We start from the raw sequence: 23,501 nt of genomic DNA, 5'->3' as shown, positions 1-23,501 counted from the left end.
ACCTAACGGATTTGGCTTTGCTCCAACGTCAACCTGATCACCTTAGTGGCTGTGACTGTGCAACATCAATTATAAAAGATCACTGCAGAAGGACTCCTCTGCAGTGATCTTTTATAATTGGTAAGAATTTTATACGATTAGTTATACGTGATGTTCTTCAGCAACCTCTTTTGTTTTATGAACAGTGCCGTGCGGATGTTGAGGCGGTGCATAGATAGAGTACAATTTAAGCGGTACGCAGCCAGTATTTATCAGATTATGCCATTTACCGGCCGGTATTAATATGACATAATTATCACTCACTCTTTGCTGGTAATTAAGCCTATCTCTGCTGTCTCCCATTATAACAAGGCCTTGACCTTGTTCAAGGCGAATAAACTGATCGACATCAGGATGCATTTCTAATCCGATGCTATCTCCTACATTGATGCTCATTAAGGTAAGCTGTAAATAATTGCCGGTCCACAAAGCGGTACGGAAGGTATTGTTTTGGAGTGTAGTCTCTTTGATATTTATTACAAAGGGGTTTGGTCCGTAGTCCCTTAAAGGAAGCACCCTCCCTGGATACATTGGTGCTTCAGCCCTGGGAGGGCAGGGATAATTATAGGGGTTAGAAATTGGCGTGTTATCAAAATAGGGTCGTAGATAGGAGTTATATCCATTATACATTTTACTCCACCCTTTCATATCTTTCAAAATTTATAAACGTGTCAATGAAGCTATTCTCTCACTTGTGTAGCATTCCGGATAACCGATCCACTAACATCCTCCAACACTACTGGTAAAGTTGGAAAAATTTGTATATGGTACGATATGAAGTCTCATCGCCCAGAGTGTATGGCCTAAATAGTTGTTGAGTTAATTAGGTGAAAGCTTACAATTAAAAGGGGGTGCCGCATTACTATTAAGAAGTAATTTGCGCCCCCCCTAATCAAGAGAACCTTTATGATGCGGCTATTCAAAGGATTTAGTCAACTGGCTAAATGAATGAGTTTATTATTTTTCCTGAACTAGGTGCTTGGCGTAAATTTTTAGCATTTCCATCGCTTCACAATTTGGACAGACATTAATTTCTCCTCCAGAATTCGCATTATCATATTCCTGCTCGCATTTCGGGCATATAGGGCATTTTTGATCAGCACTCATTACACATTCCCACTTTCTTATTTCTTAAATAACTGCACATGTATATCCAGAATCATGTTCTATAACTTAGGAAGCTATTTGATCCTCTAAATATTGTATGCATCAATAAGTGATTCAAGCATTGGACAAACAGACTAAAGAATTGAAAATTGAGTTAAAGCGGTTCATTCGGTTCCAGGTGAATAATAATATTGAGCTGGATTTTTTTATCTAAACGGTCTGGCTTTTTTGTGTATTATTGGGTTATTTTTACTTAGAAGAAGGATGCGAGGAAATAGAGTAGAAATATTAGAGTGGAATGATTTAGCTGTTCCCGGCACTTAGAGGATAAAATGCGAGGGTTGTAAATTTCATTTGAGTAATCAATAGGGGTTGGGCATTATGATTACAAACCAATGGGTAAATCAAAGTATTGATTATATCATGCGACATTTAGACGAGGAGATTTCTGTTGAAGATGTTGCAGATCACTGTCATTTTTCAAAATATTACTTTAGTAGAGTCTTTAAGGAAAAAACAGGGGAGAGTATCTATGCCTTTATCAAACGCTTAAAAATGGAACACAGTGCTGTAAGACTTAAGACTGAAAAAGACAAATCTATTACTGACATTGGATCTGATTATGGATATAGTCCATCAAATTACTGTTCGGCGTTTAGGAAACACCATAATATTTCACCAACGGAATTTCGAAAGGATTCGAATACAACATGTGTACCCCATCCCTTTTACCCGGACAAGATTGCCAGATTTCAATCGTTTGCAGAATATGATCAACATATCCTGATCCAGGAACTGGATGACTTCCTGGTTATCTATGAAAGACATATTGGAAACTATATAGAACTAGGGAAAAATTGGCACGACTTCACAGAAAAATATAAAGAATATCTTAAGGAAGACACGCTTTTGATTGAAAGGTCCTATCATGATCCTAGTATTACAAATGTCGATCAATGTTTATACGATATTTGCATGACCGTGGATGAAAACTGTTCTCTCGATAATGTTACAACAATTCAAGGGGGCAAATTTGCGGTTTACCGTTTTGATGGTTTGATAGAAGATATTTTTGTCACTTTTCAGGGCATATTCAATATTTGGCTGGCCTATAGCGATTATGTAATGGATGAAAGATATGGATTAGATATCTATCGGAATGTTGACAGAGAAAACAGGCATGTCGTAATGGATCTATGCATACCGATTAAATAGAGCAAGAATTCAGAAGTAAATAAACAGACTTCTTACTATAATGAGAACTGTTCCAGGGAAATAGTTCGATTTGCAAGGAGTCTGTTTTTTATTTATTAGAAGTAATAGAAACAAAAATGGAGGGTGTTAATATGTTTGATATAAGAAAAATTCAGGAACAGGTAATCTATGGAGCTGTCGAAAGGGCGAGCAATGCTGAAACAGCAAGAGAAATAGTCTATGGAAGCGATGAGTTGGCAAGGGCAGAGAATAATCCGGCTTGGGTGAAATCTACAATGAAGAGATTAGAAAACCATTTTGATAAGTCGGCTGTTAAACACATTAGAATGAACTGTCAGTGCGGATATGGCATGGATGAGAAATTAGCGCTGGTGAAAGAACTGGCAGCATTATCTTCAAGTATGGAGGAGTTTGGAAATTTGGACAAAGCAAAAGCAGCAGGACTGTTTTGTGTAAATGGAGAACTATATCTGCAATTTCCGTTCTGCCCCTGTCCAATGCTCGCTGATGTGGATAGATTAGATACAGATACCTGGTGTCAATGTACGACCGGCTATAGTAAAGTCCTTTTTGAACAAGCTTTTGAGTGTAAAGTAGATGTGGAGTTGTTAAAAAGTATAAAAATGGGTGATGAGATATGCCTGATGAAAATAATTCCCCAAGGAGCTATGTAGTGAGAGAAGGCAAGTTGTCTCACTAAGGCAGGAGGGATTGGCCATAAATGCAATATTGATAAAAAAGTCCTATTAATAATAGTACAAAAGGCCTATTCCTATGGTATAATTGACCCAATATATATACCTGTGACGACATTAGCAAACTTGAGCGAAAGCCAAGGACGCAAAGCCATGGGTCTTCCAGTTGTATAACTGATGATTGCCAGGTTACCGAATCACTTAAACGTACAGTCGTCACAGCCAAGAAGGTGTGGCGATTTTTCTGTGAATATGAAGAAGTTATCTGATTATATTTCGTGGCTTTTGGAAACGAAGTGGGGGGGGTTAAAGTGCCAATAATATCGGTTATTTGCTATCTTTGTACTCTAATGTTTTATACCATGGGATATCTAAAAGTGTTGGAGCTCAATGCAGGTCACGTGAGTACTCATGTTTCTACTACTTATGTATCTCAAGCAACGAGTTATTTTGTTTTAACAATCTTCTTTGCTTTATCCGGTTCCCTTTTATTCTACGTTAAGACTATTAAGGATAAAGAGATAAAAATAATGACGCCGAATTTAGACTTAAAGTACCCTAAAGAAACGGACATTAGAAGACGAGCAAGCTGATACAAAAGCACAGATTCAAAATCATGTCATCAAACGAAGGCCCGTTGAGCGCTCATAGCCTGAGAGCTCAACGGGCCTTTGTTAAGTAGCGCAATGACATTCTGTGAATAAGAAAAACCAGCTATTTTGCTGGTCATTGTTTTTTATGCGTTCTTATTGGCATTATATTACGTATTTGTTTACATTATTTTAGCATAGGAGTATCATATTCAACAGTTTCATCAAAGATTGATTCCATCGGCAAGTCAACCACTAACCTAGCTTAGAAGCGGTATTGAAAGGAATGTCGGACTTGTGAGACGATAGGCAGAAGGTTTGTTTTACGTATTAATATGAGAGTTTTTATCATGAACAGGGCATTCTAAATTAAGCATCTATTAGGTGGTGTTGAAAAATGAAATATGCATTTAAACGTTATTTAATTGGCCGTCCTTTAAGATCTACTGAAATAGGAGAACAGAAACTTAACAAGAAAAAAGCATTAGCGATTCTTTCATCTGATGCTCTATCCTCCGTAGCGTATGGCCCAGAACAAATATTGATTGTACTGGTAACGATTGGTGCCACGGCCATTTGGTATTCAATTCCGATAGCAATGGGAGTCCTTGTTTTATTAGCCGCGTTAATTTTATCTTATAGGCAAGTTATCTTTGCTTATCCACATGGTGGTGGAGCATATGTTGTATCAAAAAATAATTTGGGAGTTAATTTTGGACTGATCGCAGGCGGTTCTTTGTTGGTAGATTATATTTTAACAGTTGCAGTCAGTGTTTCTGCGGGTACTGATGCAATTACCTCCGCGTTTCCAACCTTACATAATCATAATGTCAGTATTGCCATTTTTTTTGTTGTTTGTATTACACTTCTTAATTTGAGAGGAGTAACAGAATCCGCTTCTATCTTAGCCTATCCGGTTTATTTGTTTGTTGTAGCCTTAGTAATATTAATTGGTGTTGGTTTATATAACATCTTTACCGGCCAAGTACAACCTGGACTGCATACGCCCATAGGAACCCCAGTGGCTGGAATTAGTTTGTTTTTACTCCTAAAAGCCTTCGCTTCGGGAAGTTCTGCATTAACAGGTGTTGAAGCCATTTCGAATGCTATCCCTAACTTCAAAGACCCTGCGCCCAATAATGCAGCCAAAACCTTAGTCGCAATGGGAACACTGCTGGCGATATTATTCTCTGGAATTGTTTACTTAGCCTATTATTACGGAATAACCCCTGTAGTAGAACAAACGGTTGTATCCCAAATTGCTGAGACTATCTTTGGGCGTAACTGGATGTATTACTTTATTCAGGGTACTACCGCGTTAATTTTAATCCTTGCAGCGAATACAGGATATACAGCTTTTCCATTACTGGCTGTCAATCTTGCCAAAGACAAATTTATAGCAAGAATGTTTACCGTACGAGGAGACCGTCTGGGATACTCGAATGGGATCATTATCCTGGGATTGTTTTCGATTATTTTAATTATTGTATTCGAAGGGGAAACAGAACATCTTATCCCACTTTATGCTATTGGGGTTTTTATTCCTTTTACTCTAGCTCAGTTAGGAATGATGATTAAATGGATTCGTGAGAAGCCAAAAGATTGGACTTCAAAACTTATTATTAATTCGTTAGGTGCTCTTATTAGCCTCATTGTAACGGTAATGTTTTTCTTAACGAAATTCCTACAGGTATGGCCAGTCCTAGTCTTCTTACCGATTATTATTTATCTGTTTCATAGTATTCATAGGCACTACGAAAAAATCGCCGATCAATTGCGTATTTCGCCCAATGAAGCAACCATTCCAATTGAAGGGAACGTGATCATTGTCCCTGTTGCGGGAATTACCCGGGTGGTAGAAAAGTCCTTAAACTATGCAAAATCCTTATCTGCTCAGCAAATTATTGCGGTTTATGTATCATTTGATAGAGAAGATGAAAAGAAGTTAGAACAGAAGTGGGATAAGTGGCAGACTGGCGTTCGCTTAGTCACATTACATTCTCAATATAGAAGTATTATTCAACCGCTATTTAAATTTATGGATACCGTCGAGCATAAAGCTAAAGAATTTAATTATCAAGTTACAGTGATTATCCCGCAATTTATTCCCAAAAAGGGTTGGCACAATATTCTTCATAACCAATCGAGTTTACTTATCCGGGCTTTCTTACTTTTTAGAACGGATTTAGTTGTTATCACAGTTCCCTATCATCTAAAAGAATAGTTTTAAAAAGGACGCTTAACTTCAAAGAGGTAGGTCTGAATACCTCTGAATGATTGTAAAGCTTCTATATTGTGACAAAATTGAAGAACAGCATTCTTTTATTGGTGCTATATACCTCACGCTTTTCTGGGGCACGGCATATCCTATAGCGGTATCTGAAAAGACATTCCGTAAAAGGATGGCAGCCGGTATGAGAATGGAAAATTCTAACAGGACGCTTGAGCAAATCGCGTCCGAGATTAACTTTATCAAGGAGGAAAGCGGCAAAATGCTGCTTAACAACGCCGTTGAGATCGGAAGGTGTCTGACGGAAGCCAAAGAGCTGGTACCCCATGGTGAGTGGCTCAAATGGCTGACTGAATCAGTGAGTTACTCCCGAAGCACAGCCAGCAGATTGATGAAGACCTTTCGGGAGTACGGACCTATACTCTCCTCTCCCGATGGAAAAGAGAGGCCAAATGGTGCACCGGTGCACCATTTGAACTACACCCAAGGGCTTATCCTTTTTGGAATTCCAGTAGAGGACCGGGATCAATTTATAGCGGATAATGATGTTGGGAACATGAGCAAGCGGGAGCTGCGGCAGACAATTAATGAAAGGGTTCGAAAGCCTCAGGAAGAAGACCTTCAAGAGCCGGAAAATCTGATGAAGCAAAAGCAAGGAAGTGCAGCGGAAGAGGCATCGGCAGCGGAAAAGGAAAATGTAATAGATAAACCTATAGATATACCTTTGGATAAACCAATGGAACTGATCCCGGTGGAACGAAAAATCATCAAGCCGAAAACTCTGCAAACTGTGCCGGGGGCAGAGAATGCCAATACCGACAGCATGATATACGACGCCCAATACGCCATGCACCGCGACGCCATGCTCAGCGCCTATGGGGAGCTCCTGAAGACTCTCGTTGACTTAGACAGAGTAGACCCGGTAAAGAAGGAAGTAAACAGGAAAGAAGCGTTAAAGATAGCGACAAACATGGTGGAGACGCTGAAAAAATATCCTCCTGGGATTAAAACGAATTTGAATATTAAAAAGGATCGAGACTAGCGCACAAAAAGATGCCGGAAGCGGCATCTTTTTGGTATCTTCAAGGCACTTAGAGACCATAATTCTGTTGACTGGTAGTGCAAAAACATTAGAGACATTAAATATCTATGAGTCCTGCTGAGGCAAGAAAAATTTTGCCATATTGAATTTAAAATTCGATTATTAGCAATATGTGATGGAAGCTGTTCTTTTAATCAAAAAAATACGATATCACATTAGGATAATTTTTCATAGATACGAGGGAAAAAATGGATAGTAGATTTCTTCTGGATACAAAGCTACATATGCCGTCTGTCAGACTGAACCATATACGCAGGGATATTCTGAATAAAAAGCTCGATGAGGGACTGGATAAAGAGCATAAACTATTTATTGTTTCCGCTCCGGCGGGATACGGTAAAACAACGCTTATTTCCGGATGGCTAAGCCGGTTGGACTACAATTACACTTGGTTATCTCTGGATGAATATGATAACGATCCTTTAAAGTTCATAAGCTATCTGCTCGCGACAGTCCGAAAGATAAATAAAAGGTTCGGAACAATGATAGAAGATTTGTTGGCTGCACCAAAGCTGCCGAGTGTGGAAACTGTTAGTTTATATATGGCAAGAGAGCTGGAACAGGTTCAAGAGCCTTTCATTCTGGTTTTTGATGATTATCATGTTATTAATAACGCCTACATCAATGAACTGTTACAAAAACTGCTTGATTCCATAGCCCCAAGGCTTGTTTTAATTACTCGCAAGGAACCATCTCTGGCCTTTTCAAGGTGGAGAGTCGAAGATAAAATAACCGAGCTGAATTCCACGGATTTAAAATTCACAAGTCCAGAGATCAGCGGTTTCTTTAGCAGATATTTCAACTTGGATTTTGACGATGATATGCTGAAAATCGTTGAAAAGCAGACGGAAGGCTGGGCCGCGGGCATGCAATTGACCGGTTTGTCCATAAAAAATATGGAAAAAGCCCGGGCAAAAAGCTTTATGAAAGAACTTAACGGTAATAACCGGTTTATTGCAGACTACCTAATGGATGAGGTGCTGAAAAGCCAGGAGGAGCAAATCCGTATTTTTCTGAACAGGACCTGTACGTTGAAAAAATTTAACGGAGAGCTCTGTGAAGCTGTAACGGGCATCAAGGACAGCAGAAAAATCATAAAACAGTTGGAAAAGGATAATCTCTTTATCGTACCCTTGGATGACACGTATACTTGGTATAGATACCATCATCTATTCTCTGAATTTTTAAGAATGGGCCTGAATGAGGACCTGAAGGCAGAAATGTGCAGAAAGGCCAGTCTGTGGTGCAGGGAGAACGGATTTACCGAAGCGGCTCTGGAATACGCCTTGGAGGCGAGAGACGGAGAGGCGGCGGCAAATCTGGTTAAAGATAAGGCAATGGAGCTTTTTCAAAAAGGTGAGTTAAAAACCCTGCTTTCATGGTTGAATTCAGTATCGGCAATAAAGAAGGAAAAGGAAGGTATTCTGGAAGTATATAGGGCCTGGTGCCTGTTGATTACAGGAGAAATTAATGAAGCAAACCAAGTGATCGATAGTTTGGAATATATAGAGGAAAGCAGCAATGATCCGATAATCCTAGGGATGGCAAAGGCATCCGCGCCTTTCAGATATAAAAGTGAAGATAAAGAGCAGGCCTTGAAGGATGCAGAAGAAGGCCTTTCACTCGTGAAGGACAAGCAGGAGCTTTTCTATTATGGAGGGTTAATTGCTCTGGGACACGCAAATGGTCTGAACGGGCATACCCGCAAAGCGGAAGCCTTGCATGCCAAAGTCTATGAAGGAGCCCGCAGAAAGGGTTACCGTTTCCTGGAGGTGACTTCTCTTCACGATGTGGCATTTTATCTTAATTGTATGGGGAAGAGAAGAGAAGCCCTCACATTATGTGAAAGAACCCTGGAAAGATTAACGGATCATGGCGGGAATCACTTGCCGATGGCCAAAATTGTCTATTTGCCTGTGGGGATGCTGTTGTATTGCGCCAATAAGCTGGAAGAAGCGCAAAAGTATCTGGAGGAAGGGATTGCTTCTTATCAGGAAGTGGGATTTGCTCATTTGGGAGGGCTGGGAGAATGGTATTTAGTATTGTTGCTTTATAGTACGGGAGAAAAGGAAAAGGCTTTCGAAATGGCATATCGATTAAAAGCTTATTACAAAGATTTTATAGCCTATAGGATCACCGTATTTTTTGAAGCATTGGAAATGGAGCTGTTTCTTAGGGAAGGTAATATTGAGAGGGTTTCCATGTGGCTGAAGGAACCGGGAATCACCTTTGATAAGATATCGGGGATATCGGACATAAACCCCTATTTTACCTACATAAGGGCTTTGATTGCGCAGAAAGATTGCCTCAAAGCTCAGACAGCTCTTGAAGAGAAAGAAGAACTTGTCAGAAAAGAAGGCAGGTATGGAGAGTTAATTACAGTCCTGCTGCTGTCAGCTCTGGTCAAGAAACACTTGGGGAGGGAGGCCGAAGCTCTGGTCTATGTCAGAGAAGCAGTGACACTAGCCGCCCCTGAAGGCTATGCAAGATATTTTATTGATGAGGGAAGCGAGCTGCTGGAACTGGCTTCTAAAGTGAGAGATATGGCTCCGGAATTTATTGATAAATTATTCGGGAAAGAGACAAAAAAAATTTACGGACAGACAGATCTTCTCAGGAAAAGGGAAATAGAGATTCTCCTGCTTATAGCCGAAGGTCTGTCCAATGATGAGATCGCTGTAAAGCTATTCATTACAACCGGGACTGCCAAATGGCATATCAACAACATATTTTCTAAGCTGGAAGTGAATAAGCGCACTCAGGCAGTAGACAAGGCAAGACGTCTTAATATAATCAGCTAAGTTTTAAAATATTTCATAAAACTGAAAAAGCCCTACTTTTACCTAACTTTCGATAGGTTAAATGGTGGGCTTTTTTATTTACAATGAAAATAATCGAGAAAATTGTAGAAATTTATATTACTCGATTGAAATTAAACTAAAGGGGAGAGGAGATATCATGACAAAATTTTCACGCCCATCAAGATGTTTACTCATCTTGGCAATTATCACATTAGTTTTTTCTATGATTGGTTGCACGAATACTGAGTTTCCAAAGGCGGAAGAAAGCGTAAATGGGTTTTTCAAATCATTAAGCGAAGCTGATTTGAAAAAGGCAGAGTCATATTGTGCCTCTGATACCGGTAATTTTACATTTGCTGACCCAAAAGAAGAAAAGCTTGCAAAATTAATATTTTCAAAAGCGAAACATGAAATCGTCTCTTCAGCAGAAGAAGGAGAGACGGCAACTGTTAAAGTCAAGCTAACAAATCTAGACCTCCAGAAAATTTTTGAAGAGATATTGGGGAAAGTCATGGATGAAGCGTTTAATTCCGCTTTCGCAGGCGAAGAAATTTCTGATGAAAAAATGGAAGAAAACTTGATGAAGCATCTGGAGGAAAGTATATCAAAGCCGGATGCTCCCGTTCTGACAAATGAACTTGAGATTACCTTGAATAAAGATAAGGCAAAAAAAATGTGGGTGATCCAGGATAACGATACTTTTGTCAATAACCTTACCGGGAATCTTAATGAGATGCTTAGTCAATAAAATATTCCGCCAAGGCCCACTGGGTTAGTTTTTCTCTTCAAAGGGCTGCGTGAAACTAAAGTTTCGACACAGCCCCATCCAAGAGTGAGAGGGTGTTATTCTTCTGGTTCTTCCACTAACTCCGTACTATCACGCAAAATCACGGCATTGAGCGGGTTTTCCGAGAGGCTGAATAGGGCGGCAGCAACTTCGTGAAGGGCTTCATGATCAGCATCGGGCCTCACGTAGTTTAAGCTTTTTTGCTTGATTTGGGGACCGCCGGCTGGTGCCACCCCGTCTTCATATTTCAACACTAAGGTTGAAGTCAACGGCTTATCAATGATAGGCATCTCTTTTCCCTCCCCTCTTGATCCAGAGGCCGCTAGCTTCGGCATGGTTGTATATAATATGAATTTGCTTGTACTATGGTTACTATAAGGAAGCATTTTTGTCCAAAACCCATTCTTTTATGGGCGCTTGAGCCCTCACCCTTGTCTGGAGCTCGGCATATCCTATAGTGGTATTGCCTAAACTCTCATCCCCTGCCTGAGAAGAGAGTTCAAATAGTGCATCGATGCAGCATTTGAACTACACCCAAGGATCAACTTTATTTATTCCGTCAATATATAGGGTTAAATTTGAGGGGTGTATTAGCTCCTCTTTTGTTATTATTAGGTTACGTTTTAAAGATGAATCATAAAAAGTTTTTTCAGGGATACAGGATAAATAGATTGGTGTGTTAACCTATACTTAGAGGTGAAAAAATGAAAGGAAAGTGCTTGAATTTTGAATATATCGGACAAGGATTATCTGAGTGGTCTTGAACAAGACAGACATATGGAATTTAGCAGAAGTATTATTGAAGGCGTGGAAATCAAGCGGTGTAGAAACAACCCCCATGCTTATAAGTCCCATGTCCATAATGAGCTTTCCTTAGGGTATATCCTAGAAGGATCCACTGATTTGTCACTGAACGAAAGGACTATTCATTATGAATCAGGAGATGGTGTCATTATTCCACCATTGATGACTCACAGATGTGCACCGAAAGATATCAATCACTGGGCATATGTTATGTTATTTGTTGATCCCAGTTACTACAGAGATTTAGTAAGCTTTAGTCAAGCAAAAAAGCTGAAAGGGGATCAAGTCCGGAAAATAATAGGCTTTATTGAACAACTGCTAATAGAAAAGATTCCAGACACCTTGGAAAATATCCTAATTGAATTATTGTTAGAGTTTGGAGATAAAGAGATTTCGGAAATTACTTCTACAGATACCAGTGAGATGGTCAAAACCATCCATGATTACATCTTAACTCACGTGAATGATGTTATTACATTAGATAAACTTCAGCAGATATCCGGGTTAAATAAATTCACTATAATCAGGAATTTCAAGAAATTATATGTCACCACACCTGCGGCCTACCATTTACAATATCGAGTAGCTGAAGCAAAGAGGCTATTAAGTAAAGGTGTAGACGTGTTTGATATTTGTGAGGAATTGAGCTTTTATGATCAAGCCCATTTGATACGAGAATTTAAGAAAATGTATGGTATTACGCCGGCAACCTATACACAGCAAATGAAAGGATAGTGTCAATTTTATACAATACAGCTCCTTATTATTTAGCTAATCTAAACTTAGCAAAGATAAGGAGTGTGGCAATGAATAGAATTAAATTAGTACTTGTTATGATTATCTGGGGGAGTCTGGGTGTATTTACGAGATCCATCCCCTTATCCGCTTTAAGCTTAGCTTTTCTGAGGGCCTTAATTGCTCTGCCGGTTCTTTTTGTAGTAATGAAAATGAAAAAATCGGATCAGGTGAAATGGCCGCTGTTAAAACCCTATCTTATTTCAGGTGTATTACTGGGTTTTGGCTGGTTAACTTTGTTCTATGGGTTCAAACATACCAGTATTTCATCTGCCGTTATGATCTACAATATGTGTCCGGCATATGTCATGATTGCAGCACCGCTGTTATTGAAAGAGACTATCTCAAAGATTCAAATTGCGGTTATTTTTATCTCCTTTCTGGGCCTCTGTCTGATTGTTGGAGATAATTTATCAGAAGGTTACGGATACATGGGGCTGGCACTTAGTGCTATTTCAGGGATGCTTTACGCAACCATTGTGTTGATTAACCGCAGTATTAAAGTCAGGGTGGATAATCAAACTGCGACCTTTGTGCAAATATTTACAGCGATGATTGTTTTACTGCCCTTCGTATTGCTTGATGGAAATATTTTATCGGTTGTAGACTTGGATGCTAAGGCAGTAACTTATACCATTCTACTGGGTATATTACATACAAGTGTGGCCTATACCCTGTTCTTTTCCCTCTATACACATATGAAATCGGTTGAAATAGTGTCCTACAGTTATCTGGAACCTTTATTTGGTATTTTATTCAGTGTGATCTTTGTCGGAGAGACATTAACACTCCCTCAGATTATGGGCGGGATTTTGATATTGGGTTCAACCTATATTGGGGAAATCCTTAAGGATGGAAGATTTTTAAAGAATAAGAGTACAATTAATCGGAGCCCAAACAAAAAAAAATCCTTTGATGTATCCTCATCAAAAGATTAAGTATAAGGAGACAGATAAGCTTATCTCTTGATCGGAAGCTGAGGTGTAATAAGTGAACCAGAAAAAAGCAGCTGTTTATGTGAAGGCTGCTTTTTTTGGAGTGCAAGTTCCTATACTTAGCATAATGAGTTTTTAGTTCTCTCTAAATCAGTGGTTGAAGTATTTCACGGAATTCGAATCATCAACATACTATGTCATATAAGAAACAAGCATTAACAGCTTGTGAAGGAATGTCAAGCTTTGGCTAGGTTTAAGGGCATCAACAAATGGTCTATAAACGTGCGATAAGTTCCATGTCTCAATAACCGTAGAGGGAGCTTGTTGTTGGTAGCAACAAAGAAGAGGTGGGGCTATGGTGGAGGAAAAATTAGTCACGGAACAATTATGTGAAAGAACCCATAAGGGAGTAGATAAGCAGTTGGAAGTCGCTGAGCGAAGATTGAATGCACATAGTGAGACAATAATCGATTTAAAGATTATTATTACTCAGCTCACTCAGCTTTTGGAGACAAGCTCAAAGACATTAGAAACTATGGAAAAGCGGATTTCAACCTTGGAGACATTTCATGAAGAAGCAACAAAGGAAACTGGCTTTTGGCAAACCCCAGGTGGGCAATGGATCATCAAAGGTTTTGTTATCCTAGCCATTATTATCACCCTTGCTGCGATTGGCCAGAACGTTAATCCTGAGTTTCTATCAAGTATATTTGGAAAGTGAGGTTAAAGACTTTTTTATTTCAGTAATCTTTCAGCTAGTCCTCAGGTTTATTTCAGACTATTATTGCATAATGATATTGTCGTCAAACGGTTTTTAATCTTTTCTCAAAACTACCTCCTTCTTTTACCCCTCGTACGAGGGGTTTTTTTTATTTATTGATTTACTTGAATATTAAGGACTTGCAGAGCCGGTAGTTGACATTACTTCTACCATGCACTACAATATAGCCAATCTACTATGTATCGCAATGTAGATGGCACGAAGAAAGCAGGAGGAATTATGTTTGATAAATCGCAGCTGATGCGCGGAACTTTAGAGGGCTGTATCTTAAAGATTATCAGTTTAGAGGTAACCTATGGTTATGAAATCATGATAAAACTGACGGGCTATGGTTTTGTCGACATACGTGAAGGTACAATCTATCCTTTGCTTGTGAGGTTGGAAAAGAAAGATCTTATCTCTGGGGAGTTTAGACCTTCTCCCTTAGGACCAAGCAGAAAATATTATTTTATAACTAAAGGTGGCAGAGAAGCATTGAATTCTTTTGAAGCATATTGGCAGAGCATTTCTGTAACGGTAAGCAAGATTTTAAGTTTGGAGGTAGAGTAATGGCTAATCAGTTAGAGCAGCTACGTAAAGAAAATAATGTGTTGGATAAACAATTATCAAAAGAAAACAATACCATTATGATGGATATGGTGTGCTATCTCAGGTCTTCCAACTTATGTGAATATGATATCGAAATCATTCGTAAAGAGCTTACAGGTATGGCCCTGGAAGCCCAATTAAGGAACGAAAAATTTAATGATGTTGTCGGAGATGACTATAAAGCATTATGCGACGAGCTGATGAAAAACGGTAGAAAGAAAACACTCTATGAAAAAACATTGGAAATTTTGTACGTCCTGGTTTTTGGCATAGGGACATTGTATCTGGTCGAGATTCTTTTTTCCTCAACCATCATCAATATAGTTAAGTTTGGTCAATTCGCTTTGCCAATTACGTCAGGATTCCTCGTTTCAACCTTTTTTGCTGTGGTAATGGCATTTAGTGTTTATAACTATTTCACTAAAAATTCCTTCGAATTATCAAATCATAATCGCAAAACCCAAATAATATTTATCATAGCTTTTACGGCTGTGTGGACAGCAGTACTGTTAATAAGAGTGTATATGGGGAATACAGTTTTATGGTCTGTAAATTGTCTGTATCCCACCCTGTTCCTGGCAATTGCTTTTGTTCTGGTAAAATCGTTGGGAGACCGACATGCAAACAATTTGATTAAAACTTATAGATAACTTTGACCACCAATAAGTAGTGAGTCATTGCCGAATTTGGGAAGGTTTTTGCTTTCAATCTTCCGATAATGAAATGAATAGTTATAATTACAGAGTTCATTTCCTAATATTACAATAAAGCTGAGGAAGGTATTGATGGCATAGCATAAAAAAGGCACTGAAAAAATCAGTGTCTTTTTTGCTCAAAATTACGGAAAGAGGATTTAACCAGTAGGGAATTAAGGTTGCAATAAAGGCACAATAGGAAGAAGGTATGTAACAAGAACTTAGAGATTGTCTTTAACACAAATAGGCTGTTGTCCATAGAATACATAAAGTCTTAATGTTTATGATCTATGAGGGGGGAAGTTGTGATCGTCGCCCCCATTTTGAGGAGGGACATTCTACAATGTCTTATCACACAATCATCTTCAGTCTAATCAGAGCCTAAATGTTTAGTTGATGCTGATATCACAGGATTTTTAATGTTTGAATCATGAATCCTAGAATTCGGAAAACACTGTGCATTTTTGCAGGTGTTGAAGGAGGTAGTGTTGTAACTACCAATCAATAGTGAAAAATAATTCAATCTTATGGGTAATCCCAATCGTTGGAAGGAGAAGTGTCAATGGTTTTATTAACAACCGGATTGATTGATAATCCAGTGGTATCAATACCAGCAGCCTCTGTAATATGTTTAGGGGATATGCTGAAAATATCAAGGCCTTCAACAACTGTAACGATCTTAATAACCAATGACGACTCAGTTGCTGTTGAAGTGCAAATTTTTGGTTTTTACGTGGTTGAGAATAGCAAAATATTGTACGTTGCTGAAGAAGTGAGTATATCCCCTGGAAGTGTAGTTACCAGAAATTATTACGCTCAATTTAGTTCTTTTGAATTTCAATTTGTAACTAACTCGTGTGCTACAGAAATTTCTGTTTGGGGGACAGATCAAAACGGAAAGCCGAGGGCTGTGCATCGTCTTGTGCCAGCAGAACTAAATTCAATTGGGCCTTCACAATGCAACATCGGAGCGACCGGTTCGACAGGGGCAACCGGATCTGATGGAGCGATCGGGTCGACTGGAGCAACTGGGGCAGATGGAGCGACCGGGTCGACTGGAGCAACCGGGGCAGATGGAGCGACGGGTTCGACAGGGGCAACCGGATCTGATGGAGCGACCGGTTCGACAGGGGCAACCGGATCTGATGGAGCGATCGGGTCGACTGGAGCAACCGGGGCAGATGGAGCGACCGGGTCGACTGGGGCAACCGGGGCAGATGGAGCGACCGGGTCGACTGGGGCAACCGGGTCAGATGGAGCGACCGGGTCGACTGGGGCAACCGGGTCAGATGGAGCGACCGGTTCGACTGGGGCAACCGGATCTGATGGAGCGACCGGTTCGACTGGAGCAACCGGGGCAGATGGAGCGACGGGTTCGACAGGTGCAACCGGGGCAGATGGAGCGACGGGTTCGACAGGGGCAACCGGATCAGATGGAGCGACGGGTTCGACAGGGGCAACCGGATCAGATGGAGCGACGGGTTCGACAGGGGCAACCGGAGCAGATGGAGCGACGGGTTCGACAGGGGCAACCGGGGCAGATGGAGCGACGGGTTCGACAGGGGCAACCGGATCAGATGGAGCGACGGGTTCGACAGGGGCAACCGGATCAGATGGAGCGACGGGTTCGACAGGGGCAACCGGATCAGATGGAGCGACGGGTTCGACAGGGGCAACCGGGGTAGATGGAGCGATCGGGTCGACAGGGGCAACCGGATCTGATGGAGCGACGGGTTCGACTGGGGCAACCGGATCTGATGGAGCGACCGGTTCGACTGGAGCAACCGGGGCAGATGGAGCGACCGGTTCGACAGGGGCGACCGGATCTGATGGAGCGACCGGAGCAACAGGGACTGGAGTGGCTGGGTCTACCGGAGCAACCGGGGCTGGCTCGCCGTTTATTGAGACCGTGGAGATAGGTGACATTAATGCATTAATTGCTTTTAATGCTGGTGGTGGAAATAACGAAGCCGTTGGGGCTCTTGCTTTTAGTGGAGAAACAACTATCAGTAGACTTGCAGCCTATGTTATTCAAGTAGGTGCTGGCACAGGTAACTTTCAGATGGCAGTGCTACAACCAGTCACACAGACGACAGCTACAGTTATCGCTGTGACTACTGTAGCCACGTCTATAACAGGAGGTCTCTTTATTTTGCCGTTAACAGCACCTGTTACGCTTTCAGGTAATACTGTTTATTATCTTGCTGTATACAACCAAGTTAACGGGTCGGATATAGGTGGTCGCAGCACGGGATTAAGCTCACCACTCAATGCCTTTCCAATAAATTTTAGAGCTCAAAATCTCCCGGTATTTGTAGTTGGCCAGGTAATAAACACTGGTGATTCAAGTTTGCTTTTATCCCCATATGTCGCTGGATTAGTATAGTTAGCTTTACAGGATTGCTTTTCGCAAGTTAAGTTTTTTGCAAGTCCCTTGTTCGTGAAGAAGAGTCCTTTGGCATTACAAGGGACTCTTTGTATTTGAGAGCGTAGACATTGGTGCCTATGACCTGTACCCATGGCTGCACCTATTGTTATGCTACGTCAAGTCAGAAAACAGCCCAACGGCGTGTGGCTGTGCATGACCAAAAAGCCCCGATGATTACCGGCTATCCGCGGGCAACGAAATCATAACGATCGCACAACACCGTCCCAAATACTTAGCCAACTTAGTATGTTTTAGGCGGACTTCATGACAAAGTAAGGAGTGTGATGTTCCGCGGATCCAAGTTTGGATAGGCATTTTATAGAGGCTCAATCCCACTCCAGAGTCTGGTCACATAGTCTGTGCCAGGCAGTATTGAATGATTCATCACAATTTGTCTAAATAATGAACCAAAGGACTGGGGTTTAGAGAATAAAATGTGTTATAATATAGAAAATTCAGTTTAAAAGTCGTAGGCGCGAAAGTGAGCTGGTTCACAAGGAAGATAAACCTAATAAGGATGGTTGCTGAAATCTAAGAATATTAGGAGGAGAGATTGCCTTGATAGCATTAACTGGTGTAGAGTCATGTAAATCATTAGCAGAATATTTAGCGAATTTGATACCTGGCGGAGTGGTGTTTGGGTTAGTAGAGAAAGACACCTTTGTATGGGTGAAATCGTCAGAATCCTTTACTCTGGACATTTTTAAGGTCGGCAACAAGCTAAATGACGATACAACAACGATTCAAGCAATACGTGAAAAAAAGGTTCTGGTTAAGAATATTCCCCGCACGGTATATGGTATAAGAGTTTCAATTGTCTCTATTCCTGTGCTGGATGACAATGGCAACTCAGTGGGCGCGTTTTCTATTGCTATGCCCAAACTGCACCCTGTCGCAGCTGCCTTTGGGGATTTTGCCCCAATTATCGCGGAAATGTTTCCTGAAGGGTCTTACATATATATGTCCGATTTGACTAAAATTGCTTATGCACAGCCATCAAAGAAATTTGACATGCCAACCCTCCCAGTAGGGTACGAATTGCAAGAAACAGACATTTCTCATCGGGTAATCCAATTAAAAAAACCGATTATCGAAGAAGTTGATGCCTTGAAATACGGTGAGCCCCTTACTATAGCTAATTATCCATTATATGATGATGCAAATAAAAACATTGTCGCTACCTTGGGTATAATTACTCCCAAAAACGCAGCAGTTGCCCTTCGCGGAATGGCGGGCAACCTTGAAAATAGTTTGGAAGGTATTGCTGCGGCCATAGAAGAACTGGCGGCATCTGCTTCAGAAATACATTCTAATGAAGGATCTCTTAATTCAACAATCAATGATATTATCAAGATAACTGATGAAATAAATGATGTATCAGCATTCATAAAATTGATAGCTGAGGAAACCAAGATGCTGGGAATAAATGCAGCCATTGAGGCTGCCAGAGCGGGCGATGCTGGACGAGGGTTCGGAGTTGTTGCAGGAGAAATCAGAAAACTCTCTGATCAATCAAAGAGTACCGTGCCAAAGATAAAACAACTGACAGAAACCATTAAACAAAAAGTTGATGAGGCCAGCCGTAAAAGCGATCTCTCCTTAGATGCAAGTCAGGGACAAGCGGCTGCGGCAGAAGAAATTTCGGCGAGCATTGAAGAAATAACTTCAATGTCAGAGGAACTGAACAGACTGGCAAGAACTTTGTAGGGTTAACTCGATGATTTTCCAAGCAGCAAGTTTCATTCAAAAAAGTAAAGGACAACAGCTTGGGCCTCATATCCCCATACTTTCCTGGTCTTGCATTGAAAATCCATCTCTTTTGACATCACTCATATTCAACGAATCATCTTTCATTACAATATTCTTCAGTTTTTTAACTGCCCCATAAGCTTCTTTTAAGGAAAGCTTATCCCCTTTCCCGGAAATAACCCATAAGGTTTTATATCCCCTAGGTATTGTCAGAAGCTTTTCTTCACCTTTGCCATCCGTGAAATAGACCAGTAAATTAACCTTATGCTGATTAGCATATTCAAAAACCGGGCTGAATTTGGTACCTCCACTGATATTAATTCGATCTTTGATATCCTTTGCCGATTTGACGGTATACACTCGTCTGATTTCATTGTCACATTCGATAATCGTAATTTCATGATTATAATTTTTAACGATCTCCAGGACTTCTCGAAGGGCATGCTTAAATTCCTGATCACTAATGCTGCCGCTAATATCCAGGGCAACAACAATCTTGGCTTTATGACTCCTCAGTTGACCTCTTAAATCTAAGCGCTCGGGCTGTCTTCGGTTTCTTCTGGTTATCGTCTTCTTTTTATTGCTTTCAACCGTCCCCAGCAGTCGCTTAAGATATAAATTCCAAGGCAATTCCCCCTTGCTGTTTTTAAGGGATGAGATCATACTTTCCAAATAATTGGGAAGGCTGCCTTTTTGAGCATTATCAATAAACTTCTCAGTAAATTCTTGCAGGGTTTTTTCATCGATATCATCGGATTCAGCCCAAAGATCGTGGGTTTTTTCCGGATTATACTCTGTTTCTATTATTTCGTCCTGATCATGATCTGTGGCATCCTGAGCATTATCAGCTTCATCTTTGCTTTCATCAGCTGTATCCTCATCCGCTTCCAGCAAGTCCAGGGCGGTTTGAATCTCTTCTACATAATATTCAAAGGGTTTGAAGGGCAGGAGGTTTAAGGAATAATTTACATTAACCCATTCTAAGGTCACAGAATAGGGGGGGAGATGATCTAAATAGGTATTGACGACGATATTCATGGCCAGATTGATGGCTAATGTGCTGTAGCCATCTTTAAATTCTTTGGCTCTGAACAAATGCCTGGATAAGATGTGGAGAATTTCATGTTTAATGGTACTTTCCATCTGCTTAATATTAAGATTTAAAAAAATGATGGGATTAAAATAGATAACATACCTTGCCCCTTTAAAATTCACAGCAGTTGGGCTGCTGATATCAAAGCGTATGTCTTTAGACATTTGCAACAAAAAATAGCCATAGAAGTTATCTTTATCTTCCATAAGACTTAAGTTAACTTTATCGACAAGGCTAAAAAATTCATCCTTGAACTCTTGGGGTATATAAAGCTCAGAATGACCATCTTTGCGTTTTGCCATGAAAAAACTATTTATAATATTATCTGCTTTTGCATAAAGCTCTTTAACTTGGTGCTCAAAAAAAGTTTCCATATTTATCACCTGATTAAACGATAAGATTCAAAATATGATTCGATAAAAGCCTCATTTTCTAGAGCTAGTTTGTAAACTTCAGGATAACTGTTCTTAATATCTTTCATAATTCCTATCATTAAGTCCACAGGATATAGGTTTAAAAACTCAATCAACCTGTCTATATAAAAACTAGAATCACGTTGGTTTAAGATGGTTGCTTCTAAGCTTTTGAGAATATTCTTGGCAGCTAGATAAAGCCGGGTATGGCTTTCTTTTTTTATGCTTTCTTTGATGGATTCAGGCAGAGAAGGTTCTGAAAAAACCTCTTCATAGGTGATGAGGGAAGGGTAATCGGATTCCACAAAGCTTACAAATTCTTCGGCTATTAAGCGCCCCACATTTCCTTTGACAACATTTAAAAACACGGATCTGGGTATGGAATCTTTGTTCTCCATATAAATTTTATAACTACTGGAAATTCGCTCATAGCTTCTGGGGGTGGCTCTTAAATCATCTTCATTGATCTTATGCAAATAATCGGGGAAAGTGGAGATAAACTCGACAACCTTATCCTCAATTCCGGCCTCTAGGGCCCAATCCATCCACTGCTGATAATCTGGCTCCATAGATAACCAGACAAAGCGATTTTCTTGGGCGGCATCCATATCGACAACCTGGTAATCAAAATCCGAACCATATTTACTGGAAGGATTCATGGCGGCTAAGATTTTTACACCCTCAGGTAACTTGTAGCCATTGATTTCCCGATTTAAGATTAAATTCATTAGTTCCTGTTGGACGGTATGTTCACAGCGATTGATCTCGTCGATAAATAAAAGAACAGTTTTGCCCTGAGCTATTTCTTCATCGATTTCCCTAAGCTTGTGATGAACGGCATAGACGGTTGCTTTCTTTTCCCTCGGATCTGCATTACCATTAACCCCCTGATAAGATTCTATCGTTGGCAGACCGCCAATTTCCCCTTCTTTGAGGAGATTCCCATTAATAACAATCAAACTCCACTGATTTTTCTGCGCAATTTCCTGGGCTAAGGCCGTTTTGCCGATCCCGCTTTCCCCAACGATTAAAGGGACTTCCCCTGTGGATAGTACTAAGTCAACACTTTTTAAGGTGTCTGTAAAATTCATGGTGTCTCACTCCTATAGCATCTTCAGCTTCTCATCGACAGCTATTTTTTTGGCCTGTTTACTGCCATATTTATAAATAAACATGATCTTGTCCAGGGGCATCAGGTCGCTGCTTTTGTGGATATAACTGCAATTTAAAAAATCTCTTACATATTTTTCGTCAATATCTTCAGTGGCTAAGGACTTTTTTAACACTTGTTCTAATTCAGCTTTAGAGATTTTGTCCATAACGTATTTAATGACTAAAATATTGACTTGCAGAAATTCTAAGATTTTAGGTTGATCTAAATCCTTAATAAAGGTAATAGCCCTCTCATTATTCTTGATCGCCATAAGTTCTGCCTGATGGGTAGGTGAATTGATATATCTTAAGGCATCATAATTAATTTTTACAGCCTCTTCTTGAACACTTTCGCAGGGTTTTTTAATAAATTTCATGGAATCGTAATTTTTTTGAATAGCTAATAATTGCAATTCCTCACTGGGATTTGGAACATATTTAATAGCCCAGCCGGCTTGGTTGATGGCTAATTTAATTAACTGATCGCTTGGATTTTTAATGTATTCCAAGTTAACCCAGCCATCCTTGATCGCTTTGATCTGCATTTCTTCGGTAGGGTCATCAATAAATTGAATAGCTCGGCCATTATTGTCTAGAGCGGATTCTTGCATCTCTCTGGTCGGATTATTAATAAATTTCAAGGCCAGACCATTTTTTTGAACAGCCAATAACTTGATCTCATCGGTGGGATTAGGGATATAGGCTATGGCATTAGGATTATTCTTGATCATTTCAATCAGCGTTGCATTTTCCATGTGTTATGTTCCTTTTATGATTATTTTCAGCATTACTATGTGTGATAGATACTTTTTAAGTTACCCTAAATAAGGTGATTATACCACCAGATAAAAAAAGGGTCTATCAAACACGTTCATAAACCCCACCGTAAGTACTTAGCACTTGAATGAAAAGGAAGCCCAGTATGACTGAACTTCCTTGTTAAGAATCTTGACTGGTAATTTCCTCAGTCCCTGACCCACTTGGCCACCACAAACCCAGGATTTCCTGCTCTTTTCTCCTCCATGGCCAGGGCCTCTGCTGTGGTTTGAACATTGGGTGGGAAGAAAAGACATTCTCCAATTTCCGCATGTACTCCAATTTGCCAGGAACCTATTTCCTCTTTGCTATAAAGAGCAGCACGAGCGAAGACAGAAGTGGGGTTGTTACGAGCTGCCTCAGCATAGTATTCACTCCAGGCACTCCTGCCGGCGATGAGTCCGATCGTCATACAGCCCCCGGGCTTTAAACGACTAAATAGTTTTTGCAGGACTTTTTCTGGTTCAGGGACGAATTCAAAGGCAGTCATGGAAAAAATCCCATCATAGGTTTCCAATTGATCCAGAATTTCTATAATATCGGCCTGCCACCAGTGAACAGGCTTAGCTTTTGCAGTGTTCCCCTCAAGGGCAATGTCATTAAGTTAAGCTCATGAGAAACCCCAGCGGTAGAAAAGTGATACCGCTGGGGTTGTCGCATACACGGAATAACATAGAAAAACACGG

The 23,501-nt window shown here is 40.3% G+C and carries 20 protein-coding genes, 1 pseudogene and 1 riboswitch; of the genes and pseudogenes, 14 read left to right on the top strand and 7 right to left on the bottom strand.

Annotation, left to right across the window (positions count from 1 at the left end):
• Positions 1 to 141: 141 nt before the first annotated feature.
• Both BLS16_RS20920 and BLS16_RS23875 read right to left on the bottom strand, forming a co-directional pair.
• A complete protein-coding gene (locus BLS16_RS20920) occupies positions 142 to 669 on the bottom strand; it encodes a cupin domain-containing protein (protein WP_092335566.1) in 528 nt (175 codons plus the stop codon).
• A gap of 327 nt (positions 670 to 996) precedes the next feature.
• A complete protein-coding gene (locus tag BLS16_RS23875) occupies positions 997 to 1,146 on the bottom strand; it encodes a hypothetical protein (RefSeq protein WP_176786248.1) in 150 nt (49 codons plus the stop codon).
• Between the two features lie 381 nt (positions 1,147 to 1,527).
• On the opposite strand from BLS16_RS23875, the gene BLS16_RS20915 reads away from it, so the two are divergent.
• The 7 genes from BLS16_RS20915 to BLS16_RS20885 all read left to right on the top strand — a co-directional run bounded on the left by BLS16_RS20915 (position 1,528) and on the right by BLS16_RS20885 (position 10,527).
• Positions 1,528 to 2,361: an AraC family transcriptional regulator gene (locus tag BLS16_RS20915; RefSeq protein WP_092335565.1), complete on the top strand. Its 834-nt coding sequence runs from the start codon at positions 1,528 to 1,530 to the stop codon at positions 2,359 to 2,361.
• 131 nt (positions 2,362 to 2,492) lie between these two features.
• Positions 2,493 to 3,035: a DUF6144 family protein gene (locus tag BLS16_RS20910; RefSeq protein WP_092335564.1), complete on the top strand. Its 543-nt coding sequence runs from the start codon at positions 2,493 to 2,495 to the stop codon at positions 3,033 to 3,035.
• Between the two features lie 130 nt (positions 3,036 to 3,165).
• Positions 3,166 to 3,253: riboswitch (cyclic di-GMP riboswitch) on the top strand.
• 114 nt (positions 3,254 to 3,367) lie between these two features.
• Entirely contained in the window at positions 3,368 to 3,649 is a 282-nt protein-coding gene (locus tag BLS16_RS20905) for a hypothetical protein (protein ID WP_242876392.1), read from the top strand.
• Between the two features lie 394 nt (positions 3,650 to 4,043).
• Positions 4,044 to 5,870 carry an APC family permease gene (locus tag BLS16_RS20900; RefSeq protein WP_092335563.1) on the top strand — a complete coding sequence of 609 codons (1,827 nt, stop codon included), beginning with the start codon at positions 4,044 to 4,046 and terminating at the stop codon, positions 5,868 to 5,870.
• A 190-nt stretch (positions 5,871 to 6,060) separates the two neighbouring features.
• Positions 6,061 to 6,918, top strand: coding sequence for a DUF3102 domain-containing protein (locus tag BLS16_RS20895; RefSeq protein WP_092335576.1), 858 nt, complete (start codon positions 6,061 to 6,063; stop codon positions 6,916 to 6,918).
• Positions 6,919 to 7,166: 248 nt separating this feature from the next.
• A complete protein-coding gene (locus BLS16_RS20890; RefSeq protein ID WP_092335562.1) occupies positions 7,167 to 9,779 on the top strand; it encodes a winged helix-turn-helix domain-containing protein in 2,613 nt (870 codons plus the stop codon).
• Positions 9,780 to 9,936: 157 nt separating this feature from the next.
• Positions 9,937 to 10,527, top strand: coding sequence for a DUF5105 domain-containing protein (locus tag BLS16_RS20885; protein WP_092335561.1), 591 nt, complete (start codon positions 9,937 to 9,939; stop codon positions 10,525 to 10,527).
• A 95-nt stretch (positions 10,528 to 10,622) separates the two neighbouring features.
• On the opposite strand, the gene BLS16_RS20880 is transcribed toward BLS16_RS20885, so the two are convergent.
• Positions 10,623 to 10,856: a DUF1659 domain-containing protein gene (locus BLS16_RS20880; RefSeq protein ID WP_092335560.1), complete on the bottom strand. Its 234-nt coding sequence runs from the start codon at positions 10,854 to 10,856 to the stop codon at positions 10,623 to 10,625.
• A gap of 487 nt (positions 10,857 to 11,343) precedes the next feature.
• Here BLS16_RS20880 and BLS16_RS20875 point away from each other — a divergent pair, with 487 nt between their 5' ends.
• The 7 genes from BLS16_RS20875 to BLS16_RS20845 all read left to right on the top strand — a co-directional run bounded on the left by BLS16_RS20875 (position 11,344) and on the right by BLS16_RS20845 (position 19,299).
• A complete protein-coding gene (locus BLS16_RS20875; protein WP_092335575.1) occupies positions 11,344 to 12,105 on the top strand; it encodes an AraC family transcriptional regulator in 762 nt (253 codons plus the stop codon).
• A 71-nt stretch (positions 12,106 to 12,176) separates the two neighbouring features.
• Positions 12,177 to 13,103: a DMT family transporter gene (locus tag BLS16_RS20870; RefSeq protein ID WP_092335559.1), complete on the top strand. Its 927-nt coding sequence runs from the start codon at positions 12,177 to 12,179 to the stop codon at positions 13,101 to 13,103.
• A 352-nt stretch (positions 13,104 to 13,455) separates the two neighbouring features.
• A complete protein-coding gene (locus tag BLS16_RS20865) occupies positions 13,456 to 13,821 on the top strand; it encodes a hypothetical protein (protein WP_092335558.1) in 366 nt (121 codons plus the stop codon).
• 279 nt (positions 13,822 to 14,100) lie between these two features.
• On the top strand, positions 14,101 to 14,430 hold the full coding sequence (locus tag BLS16_RS20860; RefSeq protein WP_092335557.1) for a PadR family transcriptional regulator: 330 nt from the start codon (positions 14,101 to 14,103) through the stop codon (positions 14,428 to 14,430).
• Positions 14,430 to 15,119 (top strand): DUF1129 domain-containing protein, encoded by a 690-nt coding sequence (locus BLS16_RS20855; protein WP_092335556.1) that lies wholly within the window; start codon positions 14,430 to 14,432, stop codon positions 15,117 to 15,119. The genes BLS16_RS20860 and BLS16_RS20855 overlap by 1 nt, the downstream gene beginning before the upstream one ends.
• Positions 15,120 to 15,726: 607 nt before the next feature.
• Complete coding sequence (locus tag BLS16_RS23870; protein ID WP_176786247.1) at positions 15,727 to 17,550, top strand: collagen-like protein; 1,824 nt, start codon at positions 15,727 to 15,729, stop codon at positions 17,548 to 17,550.
• A 600-nt stretch (positions 17,551 to 18,150) separates the two neighbouring features.
• Positions 18,151 to 19,299: a methyl-accepting chemotaxis protein gene (locus tag BLS16_RS20845; RefSeq protein ID WP_092335555.1), complete on the top strand. Its 1,149-nt coding sequence runs from the start codon at positions 18,151 to 18,153 to the stop codon at positions 19,297 to 19,299.
• Positions 19,300 to 19,365: 66 nt separating this feature from the next.
• Here the strand turns inward: BLS16_RS20845 and BLS16_RS20840 are convergent, their stop codons facing one another.
• The 4 genes and pseudogenes from BLS16_RS20840 to BLS16_RS20825 form a co-directional block, all read right to left on the bottom strand.
• Positions 19,366 to 20,808 (bottom strand): vWA domain-containing protein, encoded by a 1,443-nt coding sequence (locus tag BLS16_RS20840; protein WP_092335554.1) that lies wholly within the window; start codon positions 20,806 to 20,808, stop codon positions 19,366 to 19,368.
• A gap of 5 nt (positions 20,809 to 20,813) precedes the next feature.
• Positions 20,814 to 21,938: an ATP-binding protein gene (locus BLS16_RS20835; RefSeq protein ID WP_092335553.1), complete on the bottom strand. Its 1,125-nt coding sequence runs from the start codon at positions 21,936 to 21,938 to the stop codon at positions 20,814 to 20,816.
• Between the two features lie 12 nt (positions 21,939 to 21,950).
• The gene (locus BLS16_RS20830) at positions 21,951 to 22,754 is read right to left on the bottom strand and encodes a hypothetical protein (protein WP_092335552.1); all 804 of its coding nucleotides are present in this window, start codon (positions 22,752 to 22,754) and stop codon (positions 21,951 to 21,953) included.
• A 209-nt stretch (positions 22,755 to 22,963) separates the two neighbouring features.
• Positions 22,964 to 23,392: pseudogene (locus BLS16_RS20825) on the bottom strand (class I SAM-dependent methyltransferase); the annotation flags it as partial.
• Positions 23,393 to 23,501: the final 109 nt, after the last annotated feature.

Source organism: Desulfosporosinus hippei DSM 8344, assembly GCF_900100785.1.
In the GTDB taxonomy this organism is placed as follows: Bacteria; Bacillota; Desulfitobacteriia; order Desulfitobacteriales; family Desulfitobacteriaceae; genus Desulfosporosinus; species Desulfosporosinus hippei.
Note: the sequence above shows the minus strand (reverse complement) of the source record. Positions and strands in the feature narration are given on the sequence as shown.

Bases quoted from the DNA above. Each gene is read 5' to 3' on its own strand.
- BLS16_RS20880 (WP_092335560.1), bottom strand. From the start codon at position 10,856: ATGCCTATCATTGATAAGCCGTTGACTTCAACCTTAGTGTTGAAATAT.
- BLS16_RS23875 (WP_176786248.1), bottom strand. From the start codon at position 1,146: ATGAGTGCTGATCAAAAATGCCCTATATGCCCGAAATGCGAGCAGGAA.
- BLS16_RS20830 (WP_092335552.1), bottom strand. From the start codon at position 22,754: ATGGAAAATGCAACGCTGATTGAAATGATCAAGAATAATCCTAATGCC.
- BLS16_RS20870 (WP_092335559.1), top strand. From the start codon at position 12,177: ATGAATAGAATTAAATTAGTACTTGTTATGATTATCTGGGGGAGTCTG.
- BLS16_RS20920 (WP_092335566.1), bottom strand. From the start codon at position 669: ATGTATAATGGATATAACTCCTATCTACGACCCTATTTTGATAACACG.
- BLS16_RS20910 (WP_092335564.1), top strand. From the start codon at position 2,493: ATGTTTGATATAAGAAAAATTCAGGAACAGGTAATCTATGGAGCTGTC.
- BLS16_RS20835 (WP_092335553.1), bottom strand. From the start codon at position 21,938: ATGAATTTTACAGACACCTTAAAAAGTGTTGACTTAGTACTATCCACA.
- BLS16_RS20840 (WP_092335554.1), bottom strand. From the start codon at position 20,808: ATGGAAACTTTTTTTGAGCACCAAGTTAAAGAGCTTTATGCAAAAGCA.
- BLS16_RS20895 (WP_092335576.1), top strand. From the start codon at position 6,061: ATGAGAATGGAAAATTCTAACAGGACGCTTGAGCAAATCGCGTCCGAG.
- BLS16_RS20860 (WP_092335557.1), top strand. From the start codon at position 14,101: ATGTTTGATAAATCGCAGCTGATGCGCGGAACTTTAGAGGGCTGTATC.
- BLS16_RS20890 (WP_092335562.1), top strand. From the start codon at position 7,167: ATGGATAGTAGATTTCTTCTGGATACAAAGCTACATATGCCGTCTGTC.
- BLS16_RS20900 (WP_092335563.1), top strand. From the start codon at position 4,044: ATGAAATATGCATTTAAACGTTATTTAATTGGCCGTCCTTTAAGATCT.
- BLS16_RS20885 (WP_092335561.1), top strand. From the start codon at position 9,937: ATGACAAAATTTTCACGCCCATCAAGATGTTTACTCATCTTGGCAATT.
- BLS16_RS20875 (WP_092335575.1), top strand. From the start codon at position 11,344: ATGGAATTTAGCAGAAGTATTATTGAAGGCGTGGAAATCAAGCGGTGT.
- BLS16_RS20855 (WP_092335556.1), top strand. From the start codon at position 14,430: ATGGCTAATCAGTTAGAGCAGCTACGTAAAGAAAATAATGTGTTGGAT.
- BLS16_RS23870 (WP_176786247.1), top strand. From the start codon at position 15,727: ATGGTTTTATTAACAACCGGATTGATTGATAATCCAGTGGTATCAATA.
- BLS16_RS20915 (WP_092335565.1), top strand. From the start codon at position 1,528: ATGATTACAAACCAATGGGTAAATCAAAGTATTGATTATATCATGCGA.
- BLS16_RS20865 (WP_092335558.1), top strand. From the start codon at position 13,456: ATGGTGGAGGAAAAATTAGTCACGGAACAATTATGTGAAAGAACCCAT.